The sequence below is a fragment of the Pseudomonas sp. P20 genome (assembly GCF_016463925.1).
GTDB lineage: Bacteria > Pseudomonadota > Gammaproteobacteria > Pseudomonadales > Pseudomonadaceae > Pseudomonas > Pseudomonas aeruginosa.
Genome location: NZ_JAEMVM010000007.1, coordinates 600,705 through 613,357 on the forward strand (window position 1 = coordinate 600,705; position 12,653 = coordinate 613,357).

Annotated in this window: 10 protein-coding genes; 9 read left to right on the top strand and 1 reads right to left on the bottom strand. The window is 65.1% G+C overall.

What is annotated here, in order from left to right; genetic code table 11:
- Positions 1–12 precede the first annotated feature (12 nt).
- A complete protein-coding gene (recN, locus tag JHD77_RS10185; protein ID WP_003100507.1) occupies positions 13–1,689 on the bottom strand; it encodes a DNA repair protein RecN in 1,677 nt (558 codons plus the stop codon).
- Between the two features lie 167 nt (positions 1,690–1,856).
- On the opposite strand from recN, the gene grpE reads away from it, so the two are divergent.
- The 9 genes from grpE (at position 1,857) to JHD77_RS10230 (ending at position 12,645) form a co-directional block, all read left to right on the top strand.
- On the top strand, positions 1,857–2,417 hold the full coding sequence (gene grpE / locus JHD77_RS10190; RefSeq protein WP_003095213.1) for a nucleotide exchange factor GrpE: 561 nt from the start codon (positions 1,857–1,859) through the stop codon (positions 2,415–2,417).
- 89 nt (positions 2,418–2,506) lie between these two features.
- Positions 2,507–4,420 carry a molecular chaperone DnaK gene (gene dnaK, locus JHD77_RS10195; RefSeq protein ID WP_003095212.1) on the top strand — a complete coding sequence of 638 codons (1,914 nt, stop codon included), beginning with the start codon at positions 2,507–2,509 and terminating at the stop codon, positions 4,418–4,420.
- Between the two features lie 115 nt (positions 4,421–4,535).
- Positions 4,536–5,669 (top strand): molecular chaperone DnaJ, encoded by a 1,134-nt coding sequence (dnaJ, locus tag JHD77_RS10200; protein ID WP_003095211.1) that lies wholly within the window; start codon positions 4,536–4,538, stop codon positions 5,667–5,669.
- Positions 5,670–5,725: 56 nt separating this feature from the next.
- Entirely contained in the window at positions 5,726–6,532 is an 807-nt protein-coding gene (gene dapB, locus JHD77_RS10205; RefSeq protein WP_017148601.1) for a 4-hydroxy-tetrahydrodipicolinate reductase, read from the top strand.
- Positions 6,533–6,714: 182 nt separating this feature from the next.
- On the top strand, positions 6,715–7,851 hold the full coding sequence (carA, locus tag JHD77_RS10210; protein ID WP_003095209.1) for a glutamine-hydrolyzing carbamoyl-phosphate synthase small subunit: 1,137 nt from the start codon (positions 6,715–6,717) through the stop codon (positions 7,849–7,851).
- A gap of 11 nt (positions 7,852–7,862) precedes the next feature.
- Positions 7,863–8,513 (top strand): leucine efflux protein LeuE, encoded by a 651-nt coding sequence (leuE, locus tag JHD77_RS10215; protein ID WP_003095208.1) that lies wholly within the window; start codon positions 7,863–7,865, stop codon positions 8,511–8,513.
- Positions 8,514–8,532: 19 nt separating this feature from the next.
- A complete protein-coding gene (gene carB / locus JHD77_RS10220; RefSeq protein WP_003095207.1) occupies positions 8,533–11,754 on the top strand; it encodes a carbamoyl-phosphate synthase large subunit in 3,222 nt (1,073 codons plus the stop codon).
- A complete protein-coding gene (gene greA / locus JHD77_RS10225) occupies positions 11,751–12,227 on the top strand; it encodes a transcription elongation factor GreA (RefSeq protein WP_003095206.1) in 477 nt (158 codons plus the stop codon). Before carB ends, greA begins: the two co-directional genes overlap by 4 nt.
- A gap of 10 nt (positions 12,228–12,237) precedes the next feature.
- Entirely contained in the window at positions 12,238–12,645 is a 408-nt protein-coding gene (locus tag JHD77_RS10230) for a hypothetical protein (RefSeq protein WP_023086674.1), read from the top strand.
- Positions 12,646–12,653: the final 8 nt, after the last annotated feature.

The window sequence follows — 12,653 nt, forward strand, 5'->3', positions numbered from 1 at the left end:
TTGAAGGAACGTTCAGTTCTGGGCGGCCAGGTTGACCAGTTTCTTCGCGTGGGCCAGGGATTCCTTGGTCAGGTCGACGCCGCCGAGCATGCGGGCGATCTCCTCGATCCGCTGGGCCTTGTTCAGGGTGGCGACCGCCGTACGGGTTTCGCTGCTGCCGCGTTCCTTGTGCACGAACAGGTGCTGGTGGCCCTGGGCGGCGACCTGCGGCAAGTGGGTCACGGTGAGGACCTGGCCGCGTTCGCCGAGGCGGCGCAGCAACTGTCCGACCACTTCGGCGGTGGGGCCGCCGATGCCGACGTCGACTTCGTCGAAGACCAGGGTGGGGATGCGCGAGGTCTGTGCCGTGATCACCTGGATCGCCAGGCTGATCCGCGACAGTTCGCCGCCCGAGGCGACCTTGGCCAGCCCTTTCAGCGGCTGCCCGGGGTTGGCGCTGACCAGGAACTCCACGCTTTCCAGTCCGTTGGCCTGCGGCTCGGCGCTGTCGCCGGGATGCAGGACGATGGCGAAGCGCCCCCCGGGCATGCCCAGGCGCTGCATCTCCTGCTCCACGCTGGCGGCAAGAGGTGCGGCCGCGGCCTGGCGCAGGCGGCTCAGTTCTTCGGCTTTTTCCTGGTAATGCCGGGCGTAGGCGGCCAGCTCGTCGCCCAGGCGTCCGACCGCTTCGTCGTCGGCGTTCAGCGCCTCCAGTTCGTCGAACAGGCGCTGCTGCAGGTCGGCCAGTTCGGCGGGCTGGACCCGGTGCTTGCGCGCCAGGGAGTAAATGACGTCCAGGCGCTCCTCGACCTGCTGCTGGCGATTGGGATCGGCATCGAAGTGGTCGACGAAGCGGTTCAGTTCGCCGATCGCCTCCTCGACCTGGATCTGCGCGCTGGACAACAGATTGACCGCTTCGCCGAGAGCGGCGGGCTGGCCGCTGAACGAGGTCAGGCGGTTGAGGCTGGCATTGAGCGCGGAAAGGACGTTGCCGGCATCGCTCTCGCTGCACATTTCCACGACTTGGCGGCAGGCGGCGAGCAGGCTTTCGGCGTTGCTCAGGGTCTTCTGCTCCTGCTCCAGGCTTTCCAGTTCGTTTTCTCCGAGGGACAGGTTTTCCAGTTCTTCCAGCTGGTAGCTGAGCAACTGGTGGCGGGCGCGCTGTTCGTCGCCGCTACGCGATAGGCGTTCGAGTTCCTGACTGGTCTGCTTCCAGCGTTGCGCGGCGAGCTGCACCTGGCGCGCCAGCTCCTGGCAGCCGGCGTACTCGTCGAGCAGGCGCCGGTGGGTCTCGCTCTTCAGCAGCGACTGGTGCTCGTGCTGGCTATGGATGTCGATCAGCAGTTCGCCCAGGCTCTTCAGGTCGCCCAGCGGGCAGGGCGTGCCGTTGATGTAGGCACGCGAGCGACCTTCGGCAGTGATCACCCGGCGCAGGATGCACGGACCGTCCTGTTCCAGGTCACGCTCGGCGAGCCAGTCGCGGGCCTCGGCGATGGCGCTGACGTCGAAGCTGGCGAGAATGTCGGCCTTGTCCGCTCCGGGACGGACCGCGCCGCTGTCGGCGCGGTCGCCGAGGGTAAGGCCGAGGGCGTCGAGCATGATCGACTTGCCCGCGCCGGTTTCGCCGGTGATCACGCTCATGCCGGTAGCGAGTTCGAGATCCAGGTGCTCGACGATGGCGTAGTTGTGAACGGACAGGTGAACCAGCATGGCGGGCGGCTCCGTGGGTTTTGTCTGGTTATTTATACAGTATTTTTTCCGGCTGGCAATTGCCGCTCGCCCCTTGAACCGTGGAAAGCCGTCCCCATATAGCCGGCAACGTTGCGAACTTATGCGTTCGCCTTGTATTTGCCAGCTTATTTTTGAAGGAGAGTGGCATGGCTGACGAACAGCAGACCCTGGATCAACAGACCCCCGAGCAGCCCACCGGCGCCGCCGAGGACCTGACCGCCCGCGTGCAGGAACTGGAAGAGCAGCTGGCTGCCGCCCAGGACCAGGCGCTGCGCATGGTCGCGGATCTGCAGAACGTACGCCGGCGTGCGGAGCAGGATGTCGAGAAGGCGCACAAGTTCGCGCTGGAGAAATTCGCCGGCGACCTGCTGGCGGTGGTCGACACCCTCGAGCGCGGCCTGGAGATGTCCGATCCCAACGACGAGGCGATCAAGCCGATGCGCGAAGGGATGGAACTGACCCTGAAGATGTTCGACGACACCCTGCGCCGCTACCAGGTGGAGGCGCTGAACCCGGAAGGCGAGCCTTTCAACCCCGAGCAGCACCAGGCGATGGCCATGCAGGAAAGCGCTTCGGCCGAGCCGGGCAGTGTCCTCAAGGTGTTCCAGAAAGGCTACCTGCTCAACGGCCGCCTGCTGCGTCCGGCGATGGTGGTAGTCAGCAAGGCGCCGGCGGAAACCCCGCCGTCCATCGACGAGCAGGCTTGAAATTCGACGCGACGACCCCATCTGGGTAGTCAACCGAGCACGAGACCCACGGGCGGGTCGCACGGAATCAAAGTTTCTGGAGAGTGAATATGGGCAAAATCATTGGCATCGACCTGGGTACCACCAACTCCTGCGTGGCTATCCTGGAGAACGGTAACGTCAAGGTCATCGAGAACGCTGAGGGCGCGCGTACCACCCCCTCGATCATCGCCTACACCAACGATGGCGAAACCCTGGTGGGCCAGCCGGCCAAGCGCCAGGCGGTCACCAACCCGCAGAACACCCTGTATGCGGTGAAGCGCCTGATCGGCCGTCGCTTCGAAGAGAACGTGGTTCAGAAAGACATCCAGATGGTGCCGTACAGCATCGTCAAGGCCGACAACGGCGACGCCTGGGTGGAAGTGAAGGGCCAGAAGATGGCGCCTCCGCAGATTTCCGCCGAAGTGCTGAAGAAAATGAAGAAGACCGCCGAAGACTACCTCGGCGAGCCGGTCACCGAAGCGGTGATCACCGTTCCGGCCTACTTCAACGACAGCCAGCGCCAGGCCACCAAGGACGCCGGCCGCATCGCCGGCCTCGACGTCAAGCGGATCATCAACGAGCCGACCGCGGCGGCGCTGGCCTATGGCCTGGACAAGGCCAAGGGCGACCACACCGTGATCGTCTATGACCTGGGCGGCGGTACCTTCGACGTGTCGGTGATCGAGATCGCCGAAGTCGACGGCGAGCACCAGTTCGAAGTGCTGGCCACCAACGGCGACACCTTCCTCGGCGGCGAAGACTTCGACATCCGCCTGATCGACTACCTCGTCGACGAGTTCAAGAAGGAAAGCGGCATCAACCTGAAGGGCGACCCGCTGGCCATGCAGCGTCTGAAGGAAGCGGCCGAGAAAGCCAAGATCGAGCTGTCCTCGACCCAGCAGACCGACGTCAACCTGCCGTATGTGACTGCCGACGCGAGCGGTCCGAAGCACCTGAACGTCAAGGTTTCCCGCGCCAAGCTGGAGTCCCTGGTCGAAGACCTGGTGCAGCGCACCATCGAGCCGTGCCGCACCGCGCTGAAGGATGCCGGCCTGGATGTTTCCGATATCCATGAAGTGATCCTGGTCGGCGGCCAGACCCGCATGCCGCTGGTACAGAAGACCGTTGCCGAGTTCTTCGGCAAGGAAGCGCGCAAGGACGTCAACCCGGACGAAGCCGTGGCTGTCGGTGCCGCCATCCAGGGCGCGGTCCTGGCCGGCGACGTGAAGGACGTGCTGCTGCTCGACGTGACCCCGCTGACCCTCGGCATCGAGACCCTGGGCGGCGTGATGACCGGTCTGATCGAGAAGAACACCACCATCCCGACCAAGAAGTCGCAGGTGTTCTCCACCGCCGACGACAACCAGGGCGCGGTGACCATCCACGTGCTGCAGGGCGAGCGCAAGCAGGCCGCGCAGAACAAGTCGCTGGGCAAGTTCGACCTGGCCGACATTCCGCCGGCTCCGCGCGGCGTGCCGCAGATCGAGGTGACCTTCGATATCGATGCCAACGGCATCCTGCACGTCTCGGCGAAGGACAAGGCCACCGGCAAGCAGCAGTCCATCGTGATCAAGGCATCCTCCGGCCTGTCCGAGGATGAGATCCAGCAGATGGTCCGCGATGCCGAGGCGAACGCCGAGGAGGACCGCAAGTTCGAGGAACTGGCTGCCGCTCGCAACCAGGGCGACGCGCTGGTCCACGCGACCCGCAAGATGATCACCGAGGCGGGCGACAAGGCCACCGCCGAGGACAAGGCGACCATCGAGAAGGCGCTGGGCGAGCTGGAAGCGGCGGTGAAGGGCGACGACAAGGCCGAGATCGAGGCCAAGATGAACGCTCTGTCCCAGGCTTCCACCCCGCTGGCGCAGAAGATGTACGCCGAACAGGCCCAGCAGGGCGAAGACGCTCCCCAGGGCGAGCAGGCGAAAGCCGCTGACGACGTGGTGGACGCCGAGTTCGAAGAGGTCAAGGACAACAAGTAAGCCCCGGCTTGCTTCTGCCCCGCGTGCCGGCCAGGCCGGTACGCATGATCCGCCACGCGGGAGCCTGCTCCCGCGTTGGCGTGTCTGGAGGGTCCTTAATTGAGACGGAAAGGTTATGGCGAAACGAGACTTTTACGAGGTTCTGGGGGTTGAGCGTGGCGCCAGCGAGGCGGACCTGAAGAAGGCCTACCGCCGCCTGGCGATGAAATACCACCCGGACCGCAATCCTGGCGACAAGGAAGCCGAGGACAAGTTCAAGGAGGCCAACGAGGCCTACGAGGTCCTCTCCGATGCCAGCAAGCGGGCGGCCTACGACCAGTACGGCCATGCCGGCGTCGATCCGAATATGGGTGGGGGCGCTGGCGCCGGTTTCGGCGGGGCGAGCTTCTCCGACATCTTCGGCGATGTGTTCAGCGATTTCTTCGGTGGCGGCGGTGCCCGCGGTGGCTCGCGCGGCGGCGCGCAGCGCGGCGCGGACCTGCGCTACACCCTGGACCTCGACCTGGAGGAGGCGGTACGTGGCACCACCGTCACCATCCGCGTGCCGACCCTGGTCGGTTGCAAGACCTGCAACGGCAGCGGCGCCAAGCCCGGCACCACACCGGTCACCTGCACCACTTGCGGCGGTATCGGCCAGGTGCGCATGCAGCAGGGCTTCTTCTCGGTCCAGCAGACCTGCCCGCGCTGCCACGGCACCGGCAAGATGATTTCCGATCCCTGTGGCTCCTGCCATGGGCAGGGGCGCGTGGAAGAGCAGAAGACCCTGTCGGTGAAGGTGCCGGCCGGCGTCGACACCGGCGACCGCATCCGCCTCACCGGCGAAGGCGAGGCCGGCAGCATGGGTGGTCCGGCGGGCGACCTGTACGTGGTGGTCAATGTGCGCGAGCACCCGATCTTCCAGCGCGACGGCAAGCATCTGTACTGCGAAGTGCCGATCAGTTTCGCCGACGCTGCGTTGGGTGGCGAGCTGGAAGTGCCGACCCTGGATGGCCGGGTCAAGCTGAAGATTCCGGAAAGCACCCAGACCGGCAAGCTGTTCCGCCTGCGCGGCAAGGGCGTGGCCCCGGTGCGCGGCGGCGGCGCCGGCGACCTGATGTGCAAGGTGGTGGTGGAAACCCCGGTGAACCTGGACAAGCGCCAGCGCGAGCTGCTCGAGGAGTTCCGCAAGTCGTTGCAGAGCGACACCTCGCATTCGCCCAAGGCCAGTGGCTGGTTCGAAGGCATGAAGCGTTTCTTCGACGACCTATAAACAAAGCCATGGGCGCGGCCTGACAGCCGCGTCCGGGTTCCGCGTGGAGTGGTTTTATGCGACGTATAGCCGTAGTGGGCGCCGCCGGGCGCATGGGCAAGAACCTGATCGAGGCCGTTCAGCAGACCGGCGGTGCCGCCGGGCTGACGGCGGCGGTGGATCGTCCGGATAGCACCCTGGTGGGGGCGGACGCCGGCGAGCTGGCCGGTCTCGGCCGGATCGGCGTGCCGCTGTCCGGGGACCTGGGCAAGGTCTGCGAGGAGTTCGACGTCCTGATCGACTTCACCCATCCCTCCGTAACCCTGAAGAACCTCGAACAGTGCCGCAAGGCGCGCCGGGCGATGGTCATCGGCACCACCGGCTTCAGCGCCGACGAGAAGCTGCTGCTGGCCGAGGCGGCGAAGGATATCCCGATCGTCTTCGCTGCCAACTTCAGCGTCGGCGTGAACCTTTGCCTGAAGCTTCTGGATACTGCGGCACGGGTGCTGGGCGACGAAGTGGATATCGAGATCATCGAGGCCCATCACCGGCACAAGGTCGATGCGCCGTCCGGCACCGCCTTGCGCATGGGCGAGGTGGTAGCCCAGGCGCTCGGCCGGGACCTCCAGGAAGTGGCGGTCTACGGACGCGAGGGGCAGACCGGCGCGCGGGCGCGGGAAACCATCGGCTTCGCCACCGTGCGCGCCGGAGACGTGGTGGGCGACCACACCGTGCTGTTCGCCGCCGAGGGCGAGCGCGTGGAGATCACCCACAAGGCTTCCAGCCGCATGACCTTCGCCCGTGGCGCGGTGCGTGCGGCGCTGTGGCTGGAGGGCAAGGAGAACGGCCTGTACGACATGCAGGATGTGCTCGGCCTACGCTGAGGCGCTGCCGCACGTCGTCTTATTGGTGGACCGGAATGTCGCGATTCTGTAAACTACAGCTTTAGTGTGTCCACTAAAAGCAGCGCAGCATGAATCGAAAAAAAGCGGGATGACTCTTCACGGTGTCATCCCGCTTTTTTACACCTGCGCGACCAGTCAGGCTTGATTTACGGGAGGTCTTCTTGACTAAGCCAGCCATACTTGCACTTGCCGACGGCAGCATTTTTCGCGGTGAAGCCATCGGTGCCGACGGCCAGACCGTTGGCGAGGTGGTGTTCAACACCGCCATGACCGGCTACCAGGAAATCCTTACCGATCCTTCCTACGCCCAGCAGATCGTCACCCTGACCTACCCGCACATCGGCAATACCGGTACCACCCCGGAAGACGCCGAGGCCAACCGTGTCTGGGCCGCCGGCCTGATCATCCGCGACCTGCCGCTGATCGCCAGCAACTGGCGCAGCAAGCAGTCGCTGCCTGACTACCTGAAAGCCAACGGCACCGTCGCCATCGCCGGCATCGATACCCGTCGCCTGACCCGTATCCTCCGCGAGAAGGGTTCGCAGAACGGCTGCATCCTGGCTGGTGCCGACGCTACCGAGGAACGCGCGCTGGAGCTGGCTCGCGCCTTCCCCGGCCTGAAGGGCATGGACCTGGCCAAGGAGGTCACCACCGCCGAGCGCTACGAGTGGCGCTCCAGCGTCTGGAACCTGGAAAGCGACAGTCATCCGGAGATCCCGGCCGGTGAACTGCCGTATCACGTGGTGGCCTACGACTACGGCGTCAAGCTGAACATCCTGCGCATGCTGGTGGCGCGCGGCTGCCGCCTGACCGTGGTGCCGGCGCAGACACCGGCCAGCGAAGTGCTGGCGCTGAACCCTGACGGCATCTTCCTTTCCAACGGCCCCGGCGACCCCGAACCGTGCGACTACGCGATCCAGGCGATCCGCGAATTCCTCGATACCGAGATCCCGGTGTTCGGCATCTGCCTCGGCCATCAGTTGCTGGCCCTGGCCTCTGGCGCCAAGACCCTGAAGATGGGCCACGGCCACCACGGCGCCAACCACCCGGTGCAGGACCTGGACAGCGGCGTGGTGATGATCACCAGCCAGAACCACGGTTTCGCGGTCGACGAGAGCACCTTGCCGGACAACCTGCGAGCCACTCACAAGTCGCTGTTCGACGGTACCCTGCAGGGTATCGAGCGCACCGACAAGGTCGCTTTCAGCTTCCAGGGCCACCCCGAGGCGAGCCCCGGTCCGCATGACGTCGCCCCGCTGTTCGACCGCTTCATCTCGGCGATGGCCGAGCGTCGCTGAGGAGCAGAGCCATGCCGACCCTGGGGATAACCGATTTCTGGACCTACGTGCTGGGTGTGGTTTTCGTGATCCTGTTGCCCGGGCCGAACTCGTTGTTCGTCCTCGCGACTTCGGCCCAGCGTGGCGTGGCGACCGGCTACCGGGCCGCCTGCGGCGTGTTCCTCGGCGACGCGGTGCTGATGCTGCTGTCGGCCCTTGGCGTGGCGTCCCTGCTGAAGGCCGAGCCGATGCTGTTCATCGGCCTGAAGTACCTCGGTGCGGCCTACCTGTTCTATCTCGGCGTCGGCATGCTGCGGGGCGCCTGGCGCAAGCTGCGCAATCCCGAAGCGACGGCGGCGCAGGCCGAACAGGTGGATGTCCACCAGCCGTTCCGCAAGGCGCTGCTGCTCAGCCTGTCGAATCCCAAGGCGATCCTGTTCTTCATCTCCTTCTTCATCCAGTTCGTCGATCCCGGCTATGCCTATCCGGGCCTGTCGTTCCTGGTGCTGGCGGTGATCCTGGAACTGGTCAGCGCCCTTTACCTGAGCTTCCTGATTTTCACCGGTGTGCGGCTGGCGGCCTGGTTCCGCCGGCGGCAACGGTTGGCTGCCGGCGCCACTTCGGGCGTCGGCGCCCTGTTCGTCGGCTTTGGTGTGAAGCTGGCCACCGCAACCCTGTCCTGATTATTGCAACGAGAGTCCCATGCCAAAACGTACAGACATAAAGAGCATCCTGATCCTCGGTGCCGGCCCCATCGTGATTGGCCAGGCCTGCGAATTCGACTACTCCGGCGCCCAGGCCTGCAAGGCCCTGCGCGAGGAGGGCTACCGCGTCATCCTGGTGAACTCCAACCCCGCGACCATCATGACCGACCCGGCGATGGCCGACGCGACCTACATCGAGCCGATCAAGTGGGCCACCGTGGCCAAGATCATCGAGAAGGAACGCCCCGACGCGCTGCTGCCGACCATGGGCGGCCAGACTGCGCTGAACTGCGCCCTGGACCTGGAGCGCCACGGCGTGCTGGAGAAGTTCGGCGTGGAGATGATCGGCGCCAATGCCGATACCATCGACAAGGCCGAGGACCGCTCGCGCTTCGACAAGGCGATGAAGGATATCGGCCTGGCCTGTCCGCGCTCGGGCATCGCCCACAGCATGGAGGAGGCCTACGGCGTGCTCGAGCAGGTCGGCTTCCCCTGCATCATCCGTCCGTCCTTCACCATGGGCGGCACCGGCGGCGGTATCGCCTACAACCGTGAAGAGTTCGAAGAGATCTGCGCCCGTGGCCTCGACCTGTCGCCGACCAACGAGCTGCTGATCGACGAGTCGCTGATCGGCTGGAAGGAATACGAGATGGAGGTGGTCCGCGACAAGAAGGACAACTGCATCATCGTCTGCTCCATCGAGAACTTCGACCCGATGGGCGTGCACACCGGTGACTCGATCACCGTGGCACCGGCGCAGACCCTGACCGACAAGGAATACCAGATCATGCGCAACGCCTCGCTGGCGGTATTGCGCGAGATCGGCGTGGAAACCGGCGGTTCCAACGTGCAGTTCGGCATCTGCCCGAACACCGGGCGCATGGTGGTGATCGAGATGAACCCGCGGGTTTCCCGTTCCTCGGCCCTGGCCTCCAAGGCCACCGGTTTCCCGATCGCCAAGATCGCCGCCAAGCTGGCGGTCGGCTACACCCTCGACGAACTGCAGAACGACATCACCGGCGGTCGCACCCCGGCGTCGTTCGAGCCGGCCATCGACTACGTGGTGACCAAGATCCCGCGCTTCGCCTTCGAGAAATTCCCGAAAGCCGATGCCCGCCTGACCACCCAGATGAAGTCGGTCGGCGAAGTCATGGCCATCGGCCGGACCTTCCAGGAGTCGGTGCAGAAAGCCTTGCGCGGCCTGGAAGTCGGCGCCACCGGCTTCGATCCGAAGCTCGACCTGAACGACCCGGAGGCCGACAGCATCCTCAAGCGCGAGCTGACCGTGCCCAGCGCCGAGCGTGTCTGGTACGTCGCCGACGCCTTCCGCGCCGGCAAGAGCGTCGAGGAAGTGTTCGAGCTGACCCGCATCGACGAATGGTTCCTGGTGCAGATCGAGGACCTGGTCAAGGACGAGGAGAAGGTCAAGACCCTCGGCCTGTCCTCTATCGATCGCGAGCTGATGTACAAGCTCAAGCGCAAGGGCTTCTCCGACGCGCGCCTGGCCAAGCTGCTCGGCGTCACCGAGAAGAACCTGCGCAGCCATCGCCACAAGCTGAAGGTACTGCCGGTCTACAAGCGCGTCGATACCTGCGCCGCCGAGTTCGCCACCGACACCGCCTACATGTATTCGACCTACGAGGAAGAGTGCGAGGCCAACCCGTCGAGCCGCGAGAAGATCATGATCCTCGGCGGCGGTCCGAACCGCATCGGCCAGGGCATCGAGTTCGACTACTGCTGCGTGCACGCGGCGCTGGCGATGCGCGAAGACGGCTACGAGACCATCATGGTCAACTGCAACCCGGAAACCGTCTCCACCGACTATGACACCTCCGACCGCCTGTACTTCGAGCCGGTGACCCTCGAGGACGTCCTTGAGATCGTCCGCGTCGAGCAGCCCAAGGGTGTGATCGTCCAGTACGGCGGCCAGACCCCGCTGAAGCTCTGCCGCGCCCTCGAAGAGGCCGGCGTGCCGATCATCGGCACCAGCCCGGACGCCATCGACCGTGCCGAAGACCGCGAGCGCTTCCAGCAGATGGTCCAGCGCCTGAACCTGCGCCAGCCGGCCAACGCCACCGCGCGCAGCGAAGACGAGGCCCTGGCTGCGTCCAAGGCCATCGGTTATCCGCTGGTGGTACGCCCGTCCTACGTGCTGGGCGGGCGGGCGATGGAAATCGTCTACCAGGAAGAAGAACTCAAGCGCTACATGCGTGAGGCGGTTCAGGTTTCCAACGACAGCCCGGTGCTGCTCGACCACTTCCTCAACTGCGCCATCGAAGTCGACATCGACGCGGTATGCGACGGCGAGATCGTGGTGATCGGCGCGATCATGCAGCATATCGAGCAGGCTGGCGTTCACTCCGGCGACTCCGCCTGTTCGCTGCCGCCGTACTCGCTGCCGCAGCACATCCAGGACGAGATCCGCGAGCAGGTCAAGAAAATGGCCCTGGAGCTTGGCGTGGTCGGCCTGATGAACGTGCAGATGGCGGTGCAGGGCGAGGATATCTTCGTCATCGAGGTCAACCCGCGCGCCTCGCGTACCGTGCCGTTCGTCTCCAAGTGCGTCGGCGAGTCGCTGGCCAAGGTCGCCGCCCGCGTCATGGCCGGCAAGACCCTGGCCGAGGTCGGCTTCACCCAGGAAATCATCCCGCCGTTCTTCAGCGTCAAGGAAGCGGTGTTCCCGTTCGCCAAGTTCCCCGGCGTCGATCCGATCCTCGGCCCGGAAATGAAGTCCACTGGTGAAGTGATGGGCGTCGGTGATAGCTTTGCCGAAGCCTTTGCCAAGGCTCAGTTGGGGGCCAGCGAGATTCTCCCGACCGCCGGTTGCGCCTTCATCAGCGTCCGCGAAGACGACAAGCCGTTCGCCGCCCAGGTGGCTGGCGACCTGGTCGCGCTGGGCTTCGAAGTGGTAGCCACCGCCGGTACCGCGCGTGTCATCGAGGCCGCGGGCCTGCCGGTGCGTCGCGTGAACAAGGTGACCGAAGGTCGCCCGCACGTGGTGGACATGATCAAGAACGACGAGGTCACCCTGATCATCAACACCACCGAGGGCCGGCAGTCCATCGCTGACTCCTACTCCATTCGTCGAAACGCCCTGCAGCACAAGATCTGCTGCACCACCACCATTGCGGGTGGGCAGGCGATCTGTGAGGCGCTCAAGTTCGGTCCCGAGAAGACCGTTCGGCGTCTGCAGGATCTCCACGCAGGAATCAAGGCATGAGCAAGTTCCCCATGACCGTCCAGGGCGCCCGCGCCCTGGAAGAAGAAGTGAAACACCTGAAGGGCGTGCTGCGCCCGCAGATCAGCCAGGCCATCGCCGAAGCGCGTGAACTGGGCGACCTCAAGGAAAACGCCGAGTACCATGCGGCGCGCGAACAGCAGGGCATGGTCGAGGCGCGTATCCGCGACATCGAGGCCAAGCTGTCCAACGCCCAGGTCATCGATGTCACCGCCATCCCGCACAGCGGCAAGGTGATCTTCGGCACCACCGTCGACATCGCCAATGTCGAGACCGACGAGACCGTGACCTACCAGATCGTCGGCGACGACGAGGCGGATATCAAGGGTGGCAAGATCTCGGTGAATTCGCCGATCGCCCGTGCGCTGATCGGCAAGACCGAAGGCGATGCCGTGCTGGTGAGAACCCCGGGCGGCGACGTCGAGTACGAGATCGTCGAGGTTCGCCATATCTAAGCGCGCCCCGTTGCGCGCAGGCGCGATCAGTTGGCTGCTGGCCCAGACGTTCTGGGTCGGCGGCCTCTGGTTGCTGCAGTTCGTGGTCCTGCCTGCGTTGGCCAAGACCGGACTGGCGCCGCTGCTGGTGGAAACCGTAGCCGCGGCGTTGACGCCGCTGCTGATCGGCTTCGCCGGATTCTGTGCGGCGCTGCAGGCGCTGGTGTTGGTGTCGAGCCACGGGCCGAGGAGCCTCTGGCGAGACCTTCGCGGTCAGCTGTTGCTCGCCGTCGCGCTGCTCTGCCTGGTGTACTTCCTGGTGCGTGGGCTGGCGCCCGAGGCGGTGCGCTGGCTGCTGTTCAACTACCTGGCGGTGGCGATGTGTGGCCTGCTGCTGGTGTTGCAGCCGGTACCGGGGCGGGACGAGGAATACGTCTGAACCAGGTC